Source organism: Pikeienuella sp. (assembly GCF_046290545.1).
Taxonomy (GTDB): domain Bacteria; phylum Pseudomonadota; class Alphaproteobacteria; order Rhodobacterales; family Rhodobacteraceae; genus Pikeienuella.
Window position 1 is genome coordinate 211,175 of sequence record NZ_JBKAGV010000006.1, and the last position, 19,109, is coordinate 230,283.

Here is a 19,109-nt window from a genome sequence, read left to right on the forward strand (position 1 = left end):
GCCCCGGAGCCCGGAGCCGGCTTCGGCGGCGTGATGTTCGGCGGGCGGGAGCGGGTTGCGCCCGGGAGTCGTCATGGCTGGCTCCGTCCATGCCGCCTTGCAGCATGAACAGGGGAAGCTGACGTCAACGTCACCCCATTCGCGGATATCTTGCCATGCGGTTAACGCATGGCCCCCGAAAACGAAAAGGGCGGGCCTTCCGGCCCGCCCCGTCCCGTCCGGTCCCTGCGCTCAGCGCGCGCGGCGCGCCACGGCGCGGATTTCCCCGCGGGTGACGCCGATATCGTCCAGCTCGGCGTCGGTGAGCGCGGACAGCGCCGCGACCGTCGCGCGATAGGACCGCCAGGCGCGCCAGCGCGCGACAAGGGTCGGAACATACCCGCCCAGCGCGCTGTCGCCGCGGGCGGCGTGGGTTTCACTCATGTAAGCCATGATCGGCTCCTGCTTCCGTTTTGTTGCTACGCTGCTGCAGATGGTGCACCGCAACAACAGAGGCAAGAGGGAAGTCGAGCAAATCGGGCATGCGCGCCGCGCATGGCTCTGCGCGTTTCGTCACAATCGCAGCCCGGGCGCGGCCCGGCGGAAATTCCGCGCCGGGGGGCTGGCGGCGCGCGTTTCCGCCGCTATCGTCTGCGGCGACCATTCGGAAGAGGAGAGCCCCATGAGCAAGTTCGGCGTGAGCCAGCCGGTCCGGCGCAAGGAAGACGCGCGGTTCCTCACCGGCGCGGGCCGCTATCTGGCCGACATCAAGGCGGAGGGCGCGGCTGTCGGCCTCTTCCTCCGCAGCCCGGTCGCCCATGCCGAAATCGCCTTGATCGACGTCTCGGCCGCTAGGGCCGCGCCGGGCGTTATCGGCGTCTGGACCGGGGCGGACCTCGACAAGGCGATCAAGAACGAGCTCGCCTTCGGCGTGGTGCAGAACAAGGACGGCTCCAACGGCACGGCCGGGCGGCGCCCCTGCCTCGCCTCGGGCCGCGTGCGCCATGTGGGCGAGGCGGTGGCCTTCGTCGCGGCGGAGACGCTGGCCGAGGCGCGGGACGCGCTGGAGCTGATCGAGGTCGAATATGACGACCTGCCCGTGGTGGCGGACACCGACCGCGCCCTCCTCCCCGGCGCCGCCGAAATCCACCCCGAGTCGCCCGGCAACATCGCCTTCGACTGGGCGAAGGGGGACGACGCGGCGGTGCAGAAGGCCTTCGCCTCCGCCGCGCACAAGGTGAAGCTGACGATCGTGGACAACAAGGTCGTCGCCCATTCGATGGAGACGCGCGGCTGCATGGCCTCGTGGGACGGGACGGACCTTCGCGTCGCCTATGGCGGGCAGGGGCCCTGGGGCGTGCGGGCGGAGCTTTCCGGCATCCTCGGGCTCGATCCGAAGAACGTGCATGTGAGCCACCCCGATGTCGGCGGCGGCTTCGGCACCAAGAGCTTCATCCACCCGGAATACCCGGCCGTCGCCTTCGCCGCGAAGGAGACGGGGCGCACGATCCGCTGGGTCGCGGAGCGCTCCGAGGGCGCGCTTTCCGACGTGATGGGGCGGGACCATTACACGACCTGCGAGGCCAGCTTCGACAAGGAGCTGAAGCTGACCGCCCTGCGCTTCGACTGCGTGGCGGGGATGGGCGCCTATTGCTCCACCTATGCGCAATACATCCCTTCCGAGCTGGCGCTGAAGGTGCTGACGGGCGCCTATGACATCCAGACCGTCTATTTCGCCTGCAAGGGCGTCTTCTCCAACACCACGCCGATCGACGCCTATCGCGGCGCCGGGCGGCCCGAGCAGATCTATGCGCTGGAGCGGCTCATGGACCATGCGGCGCGGGAGATCGGGGTGGACGCGGCGGAGCTGCGGCGGCGCAACTTCATCCGGCAGTTCCCCTATGTCACCGCCTCCGGCGAGACCTATGACGTGGGCGATTTCGACCGGGTGATGACCCATGCGCTGAAGGCGGCGGATGTCGCCGGCTTCCCGGCCCGCCGCGCGGCGGCGGAGGCTGAGGGCAAGGCGCTCGGCCTCGGCACCTGCTATTATGTGGAGTCGATCCTCGGCGACCAGACCGAGGGCGCGCATATCGAGTTCGCGGAGGATGGCGGCGTCAACCTCTATGTCGGCACCAAGTCCACCGGGCAGGGGCACGAGACGGTCTTCGCCCAGTTCCTGCACAGCCGCGCCGGCATCCCCTTCGAGAAGATCACGATGATCGAGGGGGACACGGACCGCATCGCCAAGGGCGGCGGCACCGGCGGCTCCCGCTCCGTCACCATGCAGGGCAGCGCGATCAACGCCATCGCCGACCAGATGATCGAGGCCTTCCGCCCGCTGGCGGAGGATGAGCTCGAGGCCGCGGCGGCGGACATCGTGTTCGAGGACGGCGCCTTCCGCATCGCGGGGACGGACAAGAGCGTGGACGTGATGGCGCTGGCCGAGAAGGCGCGGCGCGAGGGCAAGACGGAGCTTCTGAGCCACAAGGGCTCCAACACCGTCCCCGGCCGCTCCTATCCGAACGGCTGCCACATCGCGGAGGTGGAGGTGGACCCGGAGACGGGGCTGATGAAGGTCGTCCGCTATACGGTGACGGACGATTTCGGCATCCTGATGAACCCGATGCTGGCCGAGGGGCAGGTCCATGGCGGCGTCGCCCAGGGGATCGGGCAGGCGATCACCGAGCGGGTCGCCTATGACGAGGACGGGCAGCCGCTCTTCACCTCCTTCATGGACTACGCGATGCCGCGGGCGGACGACATGCCGATGATCGCCTTCGCGCATGAGGGCACGCCCTCCACCGCCAACGCCATCGGCATGAAGGGCTGCGGCGAGGCGGGCACGGTCGGCGCGCTCGCGGCGGTGACGAATGCCGGGCTCGACGCGCTGAAGAGCCTCGGCGTGACCCATGTGGACATGCCGATGACGCCGGACCGCGTCTGGGGCTGGCTCGAGGCGGCGAAGGGGGCGAAGGCCGCGTGAGCGGCCCGACGCCGGAGGCGCTGCTCGCGCTCGAACGCGAAGTCTGGGAGGCGCTCCGCCGCGGCGACGCGGCGGCGGACGCCGCTCTTCTCTCCGAGGATTTCGTCGGCGTCTATCCCGACGGCTTCGCCGGGCGCGCGGCCCACGCCGCGCAACTCTCGGCGGGGCCAAGCATTGCGCGCTACGAAATCGGCGACGCCCGCATGATTGCGCTCGGCGAAGGCGCGGCGCTCCTCAGCTACGAGGCGCTCTATGCCAAGCCGGGCGGCGCCGATCAGCGAATGTTCGTCTCCTCGCTCTGGGCGCTGCGGGATGGCCGCTGGCTGAACATTTTCAGCCAGGACACGCCCGCCGCCTGACCGGGGAAAAGAGACGGAAGATCATCCCCGCCCCTTTCCGCCTTCCGTTACGGCCGCTATCAAGTCTCCAAACGGAAACGGGAGGGACGGGATGCGGCTCAAGGGCAAGCGCGCGCTGGTGACGGCGGCGGGGCAGGGGATCGGGCGCGCCTGCGCCGAAGCCTTTGCGGCGGAGGGCGCGGAGGTCTTCGCGACCGATGTGAAGGCCGATCTCCTGAAAGGCTTCAACGGCGGCGAGGTCTTCGCGCTCGACGCGCTGGACCCGGACTCGATCCGGGCGGGCGTGGAGCGGGCGCGGCCCGACGTGGTGCTGAACGCCGCCGGCTTCGTCCATGCCGGCACGGTGCTGGATGCGACCGAGGAGGAATGGGACTTCGCCTTCAACCTCAACGTCCGCTCGCAGTTCCGGGTGATGAAGGCGGCGATTCCGGGGATGATCGCGCGGGGCGGCGGCTCCATCGTCAACATCGGCTCGGCGGCGGGCGTCCATGTCGGCGCGCCGAACCGCGCGATCTACGGCGCCACCAAGGCCGCGATCGAGGGGCTCTCCAAGGCCGTCGCGCGGGACCACATCACGCAAGGAGTCCGCGTCAACATCATCTGCCCCGGCACGGTGGACACGCCGTCCCTGCATGAAAGGCTTCGCGCCACCGGCGATTACGAGAAGGCGATGAAGGATTTCATCGCGCGGCAGCCGATGGGCCGCCTTTCCGGCCCGGAGGAGATCGCGAAGCTCGCCATCTACCTCGCCTCGGACGAAAGCGCCTTCGTCACCGGCCAGGCGCATCTGATCGACGGGGGGTGGTCGCTGTGAACGCCTATGATCTCAAGGGCCGCAAGGCCGTCGTCACCGGCGGGGCGCAGGGCATCGGCCGCGCCATTTCCGAGCGCTTCATCGAGGCGGGCGCGAAAGTCACCATCTGGGACGTCGACCGTTCGATGGCCGAGGCGATGTGCGCCGAGACGGGCGCGAGCTACGTCACGCCGAACCTGACCGACTGGGACGCCGTGCGCTCCGCCGCCGCGCGGACCGAGGCGGAGATGGGCGGGATCGACATCCTCGTGAACAACGCCGGCATCGCCGGCATGAACACGACCGTCGCGGAATACCCGGTCGAGGAATGGCGCCGCGTGCTCGACATCAACCTCAACGGCGTCTTCCATTGCTGCAAGGCGGTGACGCCGATCATGACGAAGGCGGGCTACGGCCGCATCGTCAACATCGCCTCCATCGCGGGGAAGGAGGGCAACCCGAACGCTTCCGCCTATTCCGCCTCCAAGGCGGGCGTGATCGCGCTCACGAAATCGCTCGGCAAGGAGCTGGCGGGGCAGGACATCGCGGTGAACTGCGTGACCCCGGCGGCGGCGAAGACGGCGATCTTCGACCAGATGACCCAGAGCCATATCGACTTCATGCTCTCGAAGATCCCGCGCGGGCGCTTCGTGAAGGTGGAGGAGATCGCCTCGCTCGTCTGCTGGCTCGCCTCCGCGGAGAACAGCTTCACGACCGGCGGGGTGTTCGACATTTCCGGCGGCCGCGCGACCTATTGAGACCGCCCGCATGTCCCCGGCCTTGAGCCGGGGCCTCGCGGAGCGGAGCGCCAACAACATCGAGGTCCCGGCTCAAGGCCGGGACCGGGGAATCGGGGAGAGACACACATGCATGTTCTGATCACGGGCGGCGGCGGCTTTCTCGGCGTCAAGCTCGCGCGGCTTCTGGCGGCGCAGGGGACGGTCCGGGGCAAGGCCATCACGAAGCTGACGCAGGCCGATCTCTTCGCGCCCGAGCCGGTGAAGGCCCCCTTCCCGACCGAGGGCGTCGCGCTCGACATTGCGGACCGGGCGGCGGTGGACGCCGCCTTCGCCGCGAAGCCGGATTGCATCTTCCACCTCGCCGCCGTGGTTTCCGGGCAGGCCGAGGCGGAATTCGACATCGGGATGCGCGTGAACCTCCACGGCACGCTCAACCTGCTGGAAGCCGCGCGCCATGCCGGCAACCGCCCGATCTTCGTCTTCACCTCTTCCATCGCCGTCTATGGCGGCGAGATTCCGGAGATGATCGAGGACTGGACGATCCTCAACCCGCAGACCTCCTATGGCGCGCAGAAGGCGGCGGGCGAGCTGATGGTCACGGATTACAGCCGCAAGGGCTTCATCGACGGGCGGGGGCTCCGGCTCCCCACCGTCACCGTCCGCCCCGGCAAGCCGAACGCCGCGGCCTCCTCCTTCATGTCCTCGATCTTCCGCGAGCCGCTGCAGGGCGAGGAGGCGAACTGCCCGGTCTCCGAGGAGTATCCGATCTGGAACTCGGCGCCGCGCAACGTGGTCGCCAACATCGCCTGGGCCGCGGAGATCCCCGAAGAGGAGTGGGGCCAGAACCGCTGCCTCGCCATTCCGGGCCAGACCAACACGGTGCGGGAGATGGTGGACGCGATGACCCGCGTCGCCGGCTCCAACGCCGCCGGGCGCATCACCTGGAAGCCGGACCCCTTCGTGCAGAAGATCTGCGCGGGCTGGCGGGCGCATATCAACCCGGCCAAGGCGCTCCGGCTCGGCTTCCGGCAGGATGCGACCTTCGAGGACAATATCCGCTGGTTCCTCGAGGACGACATCAGGAAATGATCCGGGGGCGGGAGGACCGGCCGGGCCTCGCGGTCGGCCTCGCGCTCTCGACCTACATCGCCTTCACCTGCATCGACACCTCGGCCAAATGGCTGATCGAGGCGGCGATGCCCGTCGCCGTCGTCGTCTTCGTCCGCTATCTCGGGCATCTCCTCATGGTCTGCCTCGTCGCCGCGCGGTCGGAGGGATGGGGGCTCCTCAGGATGCGGAAGCCCGGGCTGACGCTGATCCGCGGGACGATGCTGGTGACGGCGACCTTCGCCAACTTCACCGCCCTCCAGTATCTGCCGATGACGGTGACGACCTCGATCTTCTTCATCTCGCCGCTCATCATCACGGCGATGGCGGCGCTCTTCCTGAAGGAGCGGGTGGGGCCGCGGCGCTGGGCGGCCGTCGTGGTCGGCCTTTTCGGCGTCCTCGTCATCACCCGGCCCTGGGGCGCGGCCTTCCACTGGGCGATGCTGGTGAGCCTGATCCCGCCGACGGCGAGCGCGGTCTACACCCTCATCACGCGCCGCCTCGCGGGCGTGGAGGGGCCGGACACGATGCAGTTCTACGCCGCGCTCATCCCCGTCGTCATCCTCGCGCCCTTCGCGCTCGGGGACTGGACCTGGCCGGAAGGGGGCTGGAGCTGGGCGGCCTTCCTCCTCATCGGCGTCTTCGGCTGGCTCGGGCACCAGATCTTCACCCTCGCCCACCGCTTCGCCGGCGCGGCGACGCTGGCGCCGCTCACCTACACGCATATCGTCTGGATCTCGCTTTCGAGCTGGCTGATCTTCGCCCAGCCGCCGGATTTCTGGACGGTGGCGGGCGCCGGGATCATCATCGCCTCGGGCCTCTATGTCTGGCTCCGCGAGCGGCGCCTGTCGGGCGGCTGAACCCCCGCGAAAACCGCCCCCCCGCTCTTGCCATTTCCCCGCCCGGGCGCTACGCACCTCGCCGCGGCCCTCGGAGGGGTGGCAGAGCGGTCAAATGCAACGGACTGTAAATCCGTCGGGGCAACCCTACGCTGGTTCGAATCCAGCCCCCTCCACCACCCGCCCCTTGCACCCCATCGCCAGACATCGCTGAACCGCAAGGAATGCTTCGTTTTGCGCCGAAACAGCGTCGCCCTGTGTCGCATCTGGACGCGGGGAAGCGCAGATGATATGTGGGTTGGAATGTGGGTTTCCCGGAAGGGCCTCCGATGACCGACGCGCCTGCCCCACAAAAACGCGGCAAGTCCAAGGGCCGCCATCCGGTTGACCGCCTCACGGCGAAAGCGGTCGCGAACGCGAAACCAGGCCGCCATGCGGACGGAAACGGCCTTTATCTCGTCGTCGATTCCACCGGCGCGCGGCGCTGGCTGCTCAGGATCGTCGCCGGAAACCGGCGGATCGACCTCGGGCTCGGCGGCGCGGCCTATGTCTCGCTCGCCGACGCGCGGGCCGAGGCGCGGCGCCTCCGCGCCATCGCACGAGCCGGCGGAGACCCGAAAGCGGCGCGAGACTCTGCGAAGCGCGACGCGCCGACCTTTGAGGAGGCGGCGAAGACCGTCTTTCGCGAGCAGGTCGAGCCCGTCGCCAAGCCAGGGCGGCATGTGGGCGAATGGCTCCGCTCGCTGGAGCGCGCCGCCTTCCCGACCATGGGCAAGACGCCCGTGAACCTGATCGGCGAGGCGGACGTGCTCAAGGTGCTCTCCCCGATCTGGCACGAGACGCCGGAGACGGCGCGCCGCATCCGCCGGCGCATGGCGCAAGTGCTCGAATGGGCCCGCGCCGCCGGCCATCGGAGCGGCGAGAACCCGGTGGATCGTGTGAAGCCCGGGGCTGGCCTCGCCAAGCAGCGGGACAAGGTGAAGCACTTCGCGGCGCTTCCTTATGACGAACTACCCGCGCTCTGGCCGCGCCTTCTCGCTGTCGAGGGCATGGGCGCCGCTGCGCTCCGCTTCGCGATCCTCACCGCCGCCCGCTCCGGCGAGGTCCGCGGCGCGACATGGGACGAGATCGACGAGGAGGCGAAGGTCTGGTCCATCCCCGGCGAGCGGATGAAGGCGGGCGAAGACCACCGCGTTCCCCTCTCCGCCGCCGCGCTGACCGAGATCGAGCGGGTGAAGCCGCTGGCGAATGTCCGCGGTGGCGGATTGGTCTTCCCGAGCCGAATGGGAACCCTTGTCTCTGACATGACGCTCGCCGCAGTGCTGAAGCGGCTGGATGTGGGCGTGACCGTCCACGGCTTCCGGAGCACCTTCCGCGACTGGTGCGAAGAACGCGCGCGCGCCCGCCGTGCGGTCTCGGAAGCCGCGCTGGCGCACAAGGTCGAGGACAAGGTGGAGCGGGCCTATCGGAGGGGTGATCTTCTCAAGGAGAGGACGCCGCTGATGGACCACTGGGCGCGCTTCGTGACGGGCGCGACTGGAGAAGTCGTAGCACTCCGCGCAGGTGGAATGTGATGGCTATGGATCGTAAAAAGAAACTGCCACCCGGACCGGAGCGCGATCAGGCAGTCTGTAATGTTCTTTCCAGGCTTATCGGCAGGGAAGTGCGCCCTTGGACGGACGACGTGAGCCATTTTGGCGCTGCCGGAGGATTCGGCCCGGCCGTTGCACCCAATCTTCAATTTCTTCCTTCACGTAAAACTAAAAAAGAATACAATAATTCTTTAAAGATACATGAGGCAATCCTGAGTGCCGCTCTCTCTCTAAGATCTTGGATGAAGGAGCTTTCTAATGAAGATATAGCCTCTTTAGACGACACCATAAAGCTTTTGGAGGGGCCACAATTCTTAAAATCAGAGCGACAACCGCTTCTCGGCATTGTAACCACACTGGGAATTAGAGATACTCTTGATCTATCAAATGCGATAATGGCTTTGGCTGTAGCAAATAAAGTTGAGCAATTAGAGTTAGAGATTTCCGCTTTTGTCCCAAAGAGGCCAGATGGAGGAGCTTATCCTGCTGATCTTCAAGCTGAGCAGGTAGTTCGTCGAATGGCAATATGGTTTCGCAAGGCGACCGGCGAGCTTCCTGCCGCTGCCTTCCATGGGGTTCAGCCGTCCAATCCGTTCTCGCGAGCGGTTGCCGAGATTCATGAACTATTGGAACTACCGCGCCCGAATGCACGGCAGGTGGGGCGAGCCTGTGATGCATGCGCAGAACTCTTCGGAGTGGCAACACGGACTATCGGAGCCCCTCGCAGTCCGTAATGGTGCGCAGCGTCGCGCCGTCAAACGCACCTCGCATATCCCCGCCGCATCGAATGTCTCACCGATGCGGAGGTCTATATGTCGGGCGCTGAGAAAACGACTCAGAGAAGCTGGAGCCGCAGCGACAAGTCGCTGTCTGTGGGTGGCAAGCGCAAGCGCGAGCGCATTCTCAAGAACCTCGAAACCGCTGTCACCTGGAACGCCGATGAGGTCGCCGCCTATCTCGGCTGCCACGTTGCGACGGTTTGGCGGAAGGTTCATTCCGGCGATCTTCCCAAGCCGATCAAGATCGTCGGCCGCACCGTCTGGCGCCGCGCCGAGATCGAGGCGCTGATCGAGGGGGCCGAGTAATGGCCGCGCGCGATCACATCACGGACACCGAAGCGAGCCTCCCCTTCTCGACCGCCATTTCGGAAAGGCGGTGAGGCTGTGGCGAAAACGAAAACCGCCCCGCCGGGTCTGACCGGCGAGGCGGAGGGTCGTCAAGTTTCATCAGTTGACGCTCATGAAACTAGGCCCCTTCGCCACACTCAGCAAGAGCCCGTCGCGCCCGATCCGGCGCGGCAGAGCAACGAACACATCAAACCGAAGCCGCCGCTCGCCTCTCTCATGGTCATCGAAGGCGGCGTCGCTCGCGCGCCGTCCGACTATGAGCGCGTCGTCGCGGCGCGGCGCGGGGGCGTGAGATGAGCGCTCCGCTTCGCATCATCGCCCACCGCGTCGCCTGGCCTTCGCACGCCGAGCGGCCCGAGCGTTCCGGGCTTCGGCTGCGCTGGGACGCATTCGATGAGACGGGCGATCTCCTCGCCGCCTCCACCGAATGGCCGCTGGCGGACGGGGCGCTTGCCCTCTTTCGCGGCGGAGCCGATCCCGAGACGCTCGTCACCATGCGGCATGAGGGGGCGACTTCCGACTGCATTGAGCCGATCCCACTCCGCGTGCCGGCGAAGCTCGGAGCGAGGCGCGAGACTCGGGCAGCATCTGCTTTGCTGCGGCTCCGGCGCAAGGCGCATCGTGAGGAGACGTACGAGGCGACGCGGATGGGGGGGGAGGGCCAGTCGGAGGACGAACGGGGCATAAACCCGGAGTTTCGCCTAGGCTCACTGCCGTGAAAGAGAACGGCATACCTGAAAAACGCCGCGCCGTTCGAAAACCCAATGCGACCGGGCGAGACGGCGCAAGAGCCCGGAAGGGCAATCCCGTCTCGCGGCCGGCAGATTGCGGCGTCAATCAGTTCGTCTGGCTGCCTGTCGACTTGCTCGCGTCGTCAGCGTTCCGTGTTCTCAGCGTCAATGCGCGACGGGTCGTCGACCGGCTGCTCCTTGAGCATGCCGCCCACGGTGGAACAGCGAACGGCGAACTCGTTGTCAGTTACCAGCAGTTTGAAGAGTCTGGCGTAACTAAGAACCTCGTCGCCAAAGCGATCCGCGAGGCGGAAGCGGCGGGGCTTGTTTCGGTGCAACGGCGTGGGCGTATCGCTGACGGTCGAAACCAGCCTTTGCTTTACCGTCTCACATGGTTGGGCGCATGGAGGCCCGACGGGGAAAGGATGGGCCCCACTCACGAATGGAAGGGCCGAAGCGCCGATGACGTCCGTCGCGAGCTTGAGCGCGTAAAGAACGAGCATGAAGCTCGAGTCCGGTCACGGGACGCGGGCAAGGTCGTTGCTCTCCGTCCCCAAAAATCGAAGCAAACCCCCTGATCCGAGGGCGCCGCCACCCCCAGAACTGCGGGTTTCAACAATCCTTCCTTAAAGCGGTGACGCCCATGTCATGGGGTTCAAAGATCGCGCCCTACCCCCTGATCTGGGGGTGTCTACTATATCTACCCGGAGGGGGTGCCGAAACGCCAAGGCAGATGGCCAATCCGCACTCAGCCACAAGGCACTGTCGCATGCACAGGAGCGCGACGTAAGCTGGCCCGAGGCGGCGTAGCCATCAGCTAGCGCAGCCGTCTCGGGCCAGCGCTTCACGCGCGCACTGCCGAAGGCTCGGCTTGCATCGTCCATTCGCCAAGCGGCGCCGCTGCAACTCGCTCCACCGCCATCAGCAGCTCCGAACCGTTCAAGCCTCCGAGGCCGGAAGCCCCACCATCCGCGTCGCCTCGACGGGCGAGATATCGAGGAGGGTGGCGAGTTCGGCGATGAGCTCCTCGGTGCTGGCATGCTGCACATCGTGGTGTGCGTTGATGTCCAGCTTGTCCCCATAGCGCTTCGGGGCGAGCTTCGCAGCGCGCCACTGCATCGTCGATATACGGAGCTTGGCGACCTGCACCGTCTCGGGCGTGGCCGAATCTGCGATGTCCTGCATCTCGTCGAAGATCGCGTCGGCCTGAACTTCCCTCGCGCGCGCGCACCTGGCCCCGAAACTCGCATTCTCTGCCTGCCACCTCAGAACGGTTGTGCGACCCGGCATGTCAGGATCGGCACAGATCGAGCGGAGGCTTTCGCCTTCCATAAGGCGGCCAAGGATGAGGTCGGCGACGGCCTCGGAGAAAGTCGAAGGACGGCCGGGCGTGGGCCTCTTTCTGATGGATATTGGATGGCTCATGTCGTCCTCGAGCATCGGTTCAAGAGCGGCGTCGCGAAATCAACGCCTCGTCAGAATACTCCTGTTGCAACGGTAGGTGAATCCCCAGTTGCGCCTCGTTCTGCGGCTTTAATGGTCGAAAGAACGACGCAAAATTGACTGGCGGACTGCAGGCGCGCCACTGTGATCTGGATATTGCTGCACGTGAAGTCCTTAGGCTTGCACGCAACAGGGTGAGTCGGACCATACCGCTATGGCGGCAAAAACCGGGATGGCGGACATCGGGATGCCGTTCTGTCGCCTCAGCGCGACCATCACCGCCAGCAACTGAATGCTGTTCGACGACTGGGGCTTTTCAGTCCTAGATGTGAAATGGTCCTGCGCTGCACAGAACGCCATTTCAATGTAGGAATTAGAGATCACCACTGTGTCCGCGGGCGCTTGCGTGTTGCTGCTGAACGTATGTAGCAATGGAGGGGCGATTCAGCGCCGTATCGCTTGGAGCCGTTGCCTTGGCAGATTTCTTCACCGCTCCGATCTTGAATACTCCATATGATCCCCCATCGCGGCATTGGGAGCTCGATGGAGAAGGGCGCCCGACCAATCTGATCGTCGAGAGACGCAGGCGTGCTGCGTTTATCTCGGCGGTTCCCGGAGGGGAGCAGCGGCGCGCCCAGGGCGATCTTCTTGACTTGGACGACATAACCGATGGCGGCGCGCTCCAGACCGCGATCAATGAGATGCGGGCGGAGGTTGAGCGGTGGAGATCCTTGCCGAACCCGGTGGACTGGCGGGTGACTCCGGAGACGGAGCGCTTGTTGAGGCATTGGCGCAACCCTGCATTCGAGGGGCTTAGGCCGTTCTTCTGTCAGGTGGAAGCGGCCGAAGTTGCAATCTGGCTCGCGGAGGTTGCGCCGCTACGCGCTCAGACAAAACGATTCCTCGACCGCCTCGCCGATGTCAGCCGCGCCGCCAACCCGGACCTCTTTCGGATCGCGCTGAAGCTCGCCACAGGGGCCGGAAAGACGACAGTGATGGCCATGCTGATCGCGTGGCAGGTGCTCAACGCGGTGCGTCGTCCGAACTCCCAGAAATGGACCAAGGGCTTTCTCGTCGTTGCGCCCGGCATCACGATCAAGGACCGGCTGCGCGTGATCCAGCCTAACGACCCTCAGAGCTACTACCGCGAGCGCGGTCTGGTGCCGGCCGACATGCTCGCTGACCTCAATCAGGCGAAGATCGTCATCACGAACTACCACGCCTTCCGCCGGCGCGAGACGATGCAGCTCTCGGCTGGGGGCCGGCAGGCGCTCGCCGGACATGGGGTTGGGCCGGAGACATTGGAGACCGAGGGGCAGATGGTCCGTCGCGTATGCGGCGACCTGATGGGGATGCGGAACGTCGTCGTCATCAACGACGAAGCGCACCATTGCTACCGCCCGAAACCGGAGGCGGAGGAGGCGGAGCGCCGCCGCACCGAGGAAGGTCGAGAGGCAAAGGAAAACAACGAGGCGGCGAGGCTCTGGATTTCCGGAATTGAGGCGGTGAACCGGGTGCTCGGGGTCCGCATGGTCTACGACCTTTCGGCGACGCCGTTCTTCCTCTCTGGGTCGGGATACCCTGAGGGCGCTCTGTTTCCGTGGGTCGCCTCGGATTTCTCGCTGATTGACGCGATCGAATGCGGGATTGTGAAGCTCCCCCGTGTCCCTGTGTCGGACAATCTGCCAACAGGCGAGCGGCCGCTTTACCGTAACCTCTGGCCCACGGTGCGGGACAGGATGCCGACTGGAGCGCGCACCGCAGCCAGGCTCGACCCGCAGGATCTGCCGCTCGAAGTGAAGACGGCGCTGGACGCTCTCTACGGCCACTACGAAGAAACTTTCGAAGCCTGGGAGAAGGCGGGCGTCGAGACGCCGCCTGTCTTCATCGTCGTCTGCGCCAACACGGTCGCGTCGGAACTCGTCGCCGAATACATCGCCGGCTATGAGCGGACGGACGCGAACGACGAGACTCATTTCAACGCCGGCAAGTTGCCTCTCTTCCGCAACTTCGACGCGAACGGCGAGAAATACGCCCGCCCCAGAACGCTCCTGATCGACAGTCGGCAAATCGAGGCGGGCGAGTCGGTCGATGAAGGCTTCCGAAAGGCTGCGGAGGCGGAGATCGAACTCTTCCGACGGGAGACGGCGCACCGGCTCGGGCCCGAGGCCGCCCGCGCGCTGACGGATGCCGACCTCCTCCGCGAGGCGATGAACACAGTCGGCCGCAAGGGCCGGCTTGGCGAGCAGGTGCGCTGCGTCGTCTCCGTCGGCATGCTGACGGAGGGGTGGGACGCGAACACGGTCACCCACATCCTCGGCCTCCGCGCCTTCGGCTCCCGGCTCCTCTGCGAACAGGTGATGGGCCGGGCGTTGCGGCGGCTCAGCTACGACACGGGGGAGGACGGGCTTCTTCGCGTCGAGTACGCTGACATTATGGGGATCGACGGGCTCAACCTCGCGCCGCAGGACGCCGTGGTGAAGACGGCGGCGAAACCCCGCCCGGTCGTCCGAGTCGAGGCAGTCTCGCCCGAACGCGACGAGTGCGAGATCCTCTTCCCGCGGGTCGAGGGTTATCGGATCGAGCTCCGCGAGGACGAGATCGCGGCGGACTGGTCGAAGGTGGAACCGTATGTGCTCTCGCCCGAGAGGGTCGGGCCCTGCGAGGTGGTGATGCAGGGTGTGCTCGGCGCCCCTGCGAAGCTCGACCTCGACCATCTGAAGGCGGTCCGCGAGAATGAGATTATCCTCAAGCTGACAGCGCATATCGTGACCCAGAAACTTAGGGACGCGAACGAACGACCGCGCATCGCATTGTTCCCGAAGATCAAGCCGCTCGTCCGCCATTTCCTCGATCACTTCGTGAGGACGGTCGGCGGGACGGAGAAAGCCCAGCTTCTGCACCTCCAGCTCGCCGACGAGGTCGCGGAAATCGTGCTCGGCGCGATTAACGTTCACCCGTCAAACACGGAGGAGCCTCCGTTTCGCGCCTTGCTGGCGCCCTGGGCTCCCCTCGGCTCGACAAGGGACGTAGGGTTCAACACGTCGACCGAACAGCGCCACTGGGCGAACCCGCTGCGCTCGCACGTCAACTGGATTGTCTGGGACAGCGCCTGGGAACGGAACCTTGCGGAGCGGCTCGACAGCCACCCCAAGGTCCTCGCCTATGCAAAGAACCATGGGCTCGGCTTCGAGGTTCCGTATCTGATGGAAGGCGCGCCGAGGCGTTATCGCCCCGACTTCGTCGTGAAGCTCGAAGGCGGGACGACATTGGTGATCGAGGTGAAGGGGTATCGCGGACAGGATGCGATGCTGAAGGCGAATGCGATGAACCACCAGTGGATTCCGGGCGTCAACCGGCTCGGCCGGTTTGGCCGCTGGGCCTTTGCGGAGTTGCGGGAAGTGTTCGACTTCGGGCCGGCGCTCGACGCCGCGATCTCGGAAGCGATGAAGGGGGGCGCTCAATGACCGTCATCGGAAGGCTGATCGAGGCGCCGACGCGGGACGCGTGGAAGGATGAGGCGCGGGACTTTACGCCCTGGCTCGCGCAGAATCTCGACCTGCTCGGGGAGGCGATCGGCCTGCCGATGGAGGCGGAGGGAACCGAGGTTTCCGTCAGCGAGTTCTCCGCCGACATTCTAGCGCGCGACCTCGAGGGCAATCTTGTCCTCATCGAGAACCAGCTCGAAGGCACGGATCACCGGCATCTCGGGCAGATCATGACCTATCTCGCCGGCCTTCAGGCGACGACGGTCGTATGGGTCGCGACCGGGTTCCGGGAGGCGCATCTATCTGCGCTCAAGTGGCTGAACGACCATACTGTAGAGCCCTTCGCCTTCTTCGCCGTGAAGCTGCGCGTCGTGCGGATCGGGGACAGTTCGCCGGCGCCGATCCTCGATGTCGTCGTCCGCCCCAACGCCTGGGAGCGGCGGATGCAGAAAGTGGTGCGGGAGACCACCGGGGAGAGCGGCGTCTTCGCTCCGGCGCGCCGTGAATTCTGGGGGCGCTACCTTCAGAGATATCCTCAGGATGCCGATCTGGGCGTGATGGTCGGCGGAGGCAGCTACAATTGGCTGACGCCTCCGGAGGATGTCGGGCTGATCGTCAGCATCTACCGCACACAGAGCAGCGTCGGAGTGTTTCTTCGCGGCAAGCGTGGATCGAAGGCGGCGGACGTGCAGGCGAAGATCGCCACTCATGCCGAGAGGCTGAGAGCGATGATTGGGGAAGACCTGAACCTGGGCGACGAGCGGAACCATCCTTTCGTGTTTCGCCCCACTGACATGGCTGACCCGGCCGACGTTGACGCCGCGATAGACTGGATGCACGAGCGCGGACATTCGTTTCTGCGCGCAATCCACGACCTGTTCGGAAAGCCTGTTTCATGACCAAGAAGATCGAGACGCACGCCCATGCCGGCCCGCCGCGGCTCAACATCCCGACGCCGGAGATGGAGCCCTTCATGGAGGAGCGGGCGAAGGCGCCGCTCCGGGTCGAATACGAGCGGCGGAACCCGGATCTCGACCCGCAGCTGATATGGCGGGGGAAGTCGCTCGACGAGGGGCCGCTCGAGGCTGCGGCGCCGCCGATCTACCTCCAGGAGCAGGTGCATCCGAAGGCGCTGATCGAGGACCTTCGGGCGGGGCGGGAGAAGGCGGAGGACCTCTTCGCCCATTTCGGCGTGAAGGAGGCGGACCTCGAGGCGGAGGTGGAATTCTACCGCCACCCGATGCGCTGGTCGAACCGGATGATCCTCGGGGATTCGCTCCAGGTGATGGCCTCGCTCGCGGAACGCGAAGGGCTGCGCGGAAAAGTGCAGTGCGTCTACATCGACCCGCCCTACGGCATCCGCTTCAACTCCAACTTCCAGTGGTCCACCACCTCCCGCGACGTGAAGGACGGAAAGCTCGACCACCTGACGCGGGAGCCCGAGCAGGTGAAGGCGTTCCGCGACACCTGGCGGGACGGCATCCACTCCTACCTTTCCTATCTGCGGGACCGGCTGATCGCGGCCCGCGAGCTCCTGACCGAGAGCGGCTCCTGTTTCGTCCAGATCGGCGACGAGAACGTGCATCGCGTGCGGGCGACTATGGATGAGGTGTTTGGGGAGGAGAATTTTTGTTCTCTTATCGCTTACAAGAAGACAACTGGAGCAGGCAGTCCCTCTGGCTCTACTGACGTCCTTGCATCAATTTTTGATTACGTCGCTTGGTACGCAAAGAGCAAAGACAGTATAAGATATAGACGGTCATACTCGGAAAAGCGCGCCGGAGGTGACGGCAGCGCGCAGTACACTAAGATTCAGTTTCCCGACGGGCTGAGACGTCCGGCGAGTAAGGAAGAGCGAGAGGCTCCGCCAAGCGGGGCAAGAGTTTATCGCGGCGATCAGCTGACCGCTCAAAGCTCTGGGGGGCCTCAGTTTTTTGATCTGACAATAAACGGTGACACGTTCCCGGTTAAGCAGAACGGATGGAAAACAAATCGAGAGGGAATGAAGCGGCTTCAAATTGCAGATCGAGTAATTGCAATTGGCAGGACGCCATCGTACGTTAGATTTATTGATGATTTCGCTGCTATTCCGATGAATAATCTGTGGGATGACACAGTAACGTCCGGATTTGGGCCTGAGAAAACCTATGTTGTTCAAACGCATCCGCGCGTTATCGAACGCTGCATTCTCATGACCACCGATCCCGGCGACCTCGTGCTGGACCCGACCTGCGGCTCCGGCACCACCGCCTATGTCGCTGAGCAATGGGGGCGGCGCTGGATCACGGTGGACACGTCCCGCGTCGCCCTCGCGCTCGCCCGCGCCCGGATCATGGGGGCGCGCTATCCTTTCTACCTCCTCGCCGACAGCCCCGAGGGCCGGCGGAAGGAGGCGGAGGTCGCCCGCTCCGCCCCCTCGACGGCGCCGACGCACGGGGACCTCCGCCACGGCTTCGTCTACGCCCGCGTCCCGCACGTGACGCTCAAGTCGATCGCCAACAATGCCGAGATCGACGTGATCTGGGAGCGGATGCAGCCCGCCGTCGAGGCCGCCCGCGCCCGGCTCAACGCGGCGCTGAAGGGCCTCCCCCAGCGCTTCGAGGTGGAGAATGGCGGCCGCGCCGGCGCCTACATCGACTTCCGCGCCGAGGGGGAGATCGCCCTCCCCTCCGGCGAACCCGCCCCGGCCGGCGGCTTCATGGAATGGGAGATCCCCCGCCGCCCCGGCACGCCCTGGCCGGCCGAGCACCGAAAGCTCCTTGCCGCCGCCCGCGCCGAGGCGAAGACGCCGGCGCAGCGCCGGAAAACGGGGGAGGCGCAGGCGAAGCTGAATGCCCTCCGCGGCGCCGCCCTCACCGCCGCCACGCTCCCCGAGGAGGGGATCGACCCTTGGCCCGAAGCGGCCGAGGCGGCGCTCGAAGCCTTCTGGGAGGCGCGGATCGCCCGGCAGAAGGAAATCGATGCCTCCATCGCCGCAAAGGCGGACACGGAATATCTCTTTGACAAGCCCTATGAGGACCCGAAGCGCGTCCGCGTCGCCGGGCCCTTCACGGTGGAAAGCCTCTCGCCCCACCGCACCCCCGCAATCGGCCCGGACGGGGAGCTGATCGACCTGCTCGCTGCCTCCGAGGGGCGGCGGGAGAAGGGGGCGGAGGCGGAGAACTACCAGCAGGCGATCCTCGAGAACCTGAAGGCCGCCGGTGTCCACCAGCGGGACCGGGAGGACCGCATCCGCTTCACCGCCCTCACCCCCTGGCCCGGCCGCTTCGTCGGCGCCGAGGGGCGCTACATGGAGGGCGAGGCGGAGCGGCGCGCCGCGATCATGATCGGCTCCGAATACGGCACCGTTCAGCGCGCCGACCTCGTCGCCGCGGCGCGCGAGGCCATCGACGCGGGCTTCGACGTTCTGATCGCCTGCGCCTTCAACTTCGACGCCCACATCGCGGAGATTGGGAACATCGGAAAACTCCCGATCCTCCGCGCCCGGATGAACCCCGACCTGCACATGGCCGGGGAACTGAAGGCCGGCGGCGGCAACCTCTTCGTCGTCTTCGGCGAGCCGGATGTGGAGCTGCTGGAGGAGGGCGACCGGCTCCGCGTGAAGATCAACGGCGTCGATGTGTTCAAACCGCAGACCGGTGAAGTCGACAGCGTCGGCTCGGAGGGCATCGCCTGCTGGTTCGTGGACACCGACTACACCGGCGAGAGCTTCTTCGTCCGCCACGCCTATTTCCTCGGCGCCGGCGACCCCTACAAGGCGCTGAAGACGACGCTGAAGGATGAGATTGACCGCGAGGCATGGGAGAGCCTCAATTCCAACGTGAGCCGCCCCTTCGACCGACCGAAAGGCGGCCGGGTGGCCGTGAAGGCGATCAACCACCTCGGGGATGAGGTGATGAAGGTGTTTGAGGTATAGGGGAGCGCA

Annotated in this window: 16 protein-coding genes and 1 tRNA gene; 14 read left to right on the forward strand and 3 right to left on the reverse strand. The window is 65.9% G+C overall.

From position 1 onward, the window contains the following. Positions 1-231: 231 nt before the first annotated feature. Positions 232-432 carry a DUF1127 domain-containing protein gene (locus ACE37J_RS04915; RefSeq protein WP_409707910.1) on the reverse strand — a complete coding sequence of 67 codons (201 nt, stop codon included), beginning with the start codon at positions 430-432 and terminating at the stop codon, positions 232-234. Between the two features lie 229 nt (positions 433-661). On the opposite strand from ACE37J_RS04915, the gene ACE37J_RS04920 reads away from it, so the two are divergent. The 11 genes from ACE37J_RS04920 (at position 662) to ACE37J_RS04970 (ending at position 10,241) form a co-directional block, all read left to right on the forward strand. Continuing rightward, entirely contained in the window at positions 662-2,965 is a 2,304-nt protein-coding gene (locus ACE37J_RS04920) for a xanthine dehydrogenase family protein molybdopterin-binding subunit (RefSeq protein WP_409707913.1), read from the forward strand. Further along, positions 2,962-3,324 (forward strand): DUF4440 domain-containing protein, encoded by a 363-nt coding sequence (locus tag ACE37J_RS04925; protein WP_409707916.1) that lies wholly within the window; start codon positions 2,962-2,964, stop codon positions 3,322-3,324. The genes ACE37J_RS04920 and ACE37J_RS04925 overlap by 4 nt, the downstream gene beginning before the upstream one ends. A 91-nt stretch (positions 3,325-3,415) precedes the next feature. Further along, entirely contained in the window at positions 3,416-4,138 is a 723-nt protein-coding gene (locus tag ACE37J_RS04930) for an SDR family oxidoreductase (RefSeq protein WP_409707919.1), read from the forward strand. Beyond that, the gene (locus ACE37J_RS04935; RefSeq protein WP_409708013.1) at positions 4,135-4,875 is read left to right on the forward strand and encodes an SDR family NAD(P)-dependent oxidoreductase; all 741 of its coding nucleotides are present in this window, start codon (positions 4,135-4,137) and stop codon (positions 4,873-4,875) included. The genes ACE37J_RS04930 and ACE37J_RS04935 overlap by 4 nt, the downstream gene beginning before the upstream one ends. 108 nt (positions 4,876-4,983) lie before the next feature. Then, positions 4,984-5,946 carry a D-erythronate dehydrogenase gene (gene denD / locus ACE37J_RS04940; protein ID WP_409707922.1) on the forward strand — a complete coding sequence of 321 codons (963 nt, stop codon included), beginning with the start codon at positions 4,984-4,986 and terminating at the stop codon, positions 5,944-5,946. Next, positions 5,943-6,824, forward strand: coding sequence for a DMT family transporter (locus tag ACE37J_RS04945; protein ID WP_409707925.1), 882 nt, complete (start codon positions 5,943-5,945; stop codon positions 6,822-6,824). The genes denD and ACE37J_RS04945 overlap by 4 nt, the downstream gene beginning before the upstream one ends. A 72-nt stretch (positions 6,825-6,896) precedes the next feature. Beyond that, positions 6,897-6,982: transfer RNA gene (locus tag ACE37J_RS04950), tRNA-Tyr, on the forward strand. A 150-nt stretch (positions 6,983-7,132) separates the two neighbouring features. Then, positions 7,133-8,377, forward strand: a complete 1,245-nt coding sequence (locus tag ACE37J_RS04955; RefSeq protein ID WP_409707928.1) for a tyrosine-type recombinase/integrase — start codon at positions 7,133-7,135, stop codon at positions 8,375-8,377. Further along, complete coding sequence (locus ACE37J_RS04960) at positions 8,377-9,129, forward strand: hypothetical protein (protein ID WP_409707931.1); 753 nt, start codon at positions 8,377-8,379, stop codon at positions 9,127-9,129. Before ACE37J_RS04955 ends, ACE37J_RS04960 begins: the two co-directional genes overlap by 1 nt. A 78-nt stretch (positions 9,130-9,207) precedes the next feature. Further along, entirely contained in the window at positions 9,208-9,480 is a 273-nt protein-coding gene (locus tag ACE37J_RS04965) for a helix-turn-helix transcriptional regulator (protein WP_409707934.1), read from the forward strand. Positions 9,481-9,815: 335 nt separating this feature from the next. Beyond that, on the forward strand, positions 9,816-10,241 hold the full coding sequence (locus tag ACE37J_RS04970) for a hypothetical protein (RefSeq protein ID WP_409707937.1): 426 nt from the start codon (positions 9,816-9,818) through the stop codon (positions 10,239-10,241). Between the two features lie 155 nt (positions 10,242-10,396). On the opposite strand, the gene ACE37J_RS04975 is transcribed toward ACE37J_RS04970, so the two are convergent. Both ACE37J_RS04975 and ACE37J_RS04980 read right to left on the reverse strand, forming a co-directional pair. After that, positions 10,397-10,756 carry a hypothetical protein gene (locus ACE37J_RS04975; protein ID WP_409707940.1) on the reverse strand — a complete coding sequence of 120 codons (360 nt, stop codon included), beginning with the start codon at positions 10,754-10,756 and terminating at the stop codon, positions 10,397-10,399. A 436-nt stretch (positions 10,757-11,192) separates the two neighbouring features. Next, complete coding sequence (locus ACE37J_RS04980) at positions 11,193-11,693, reverse strand: hypothetical protein (protein ID WP_409707943.1); 501 nt, start codon at positions 11,691-11,693, stop codon at positions 11,193-11,195. A 434-nt stretch (positions 11,694-12,127) separates the two neighbouring features. Between ACE37J_RS04980 and ACE37J_RS04985 the strand changes: the two genes are divergently transcribed. From ACE37J_RS04985 to ACE37J_RS04995, 3 genes are read left to right on the forward strand one after another with little or no spacing between them, the layout of a single operon-like run. Beyond that, on the forward strand, positions 12,128-15,163 hold the full coding sequence (locus ACE37J_RS04985) for a BPTD_3080 family restriction endonuclease (protein ID WP_409707946.1): 3,036 nt from the start codon (positions 12,128-12,130) through the stop codon (positions 15,161-15,163). Beyond that, on the forward strand, positions 15,160-16,083 hold the full coding sequence (locus ACE37J_RS04990) for a hypothetical protein (RefSeq protein WP_409707949.1): 924 nt from the start codon (positions 15,160-15,162) through the stop codon (positions 16,081-16,083). The genes ACE37J_RS04985 and ACE37J_RS04990 overlap by 4 nt, the downstream gene beginning before the upstream one ends. Next, positions 16,080-19,100: a site-specific DNA-methyltransferase gene (locus ACE37J_RS04995; RefSeq protein ID WP_409707952.1), complete on the forward strand. Its 3,021-nt coding sequence runs from the start codon at positions 16,080-16,082 to the stop codon at positions 19,098-19,100. Before ACE37J_RS04990 ends, ACE37J_RS04995 begins: the two co-directional genes overlap by 4 nt. Positions 19,101-19,109: the final 9 nt, after the last annotated feature.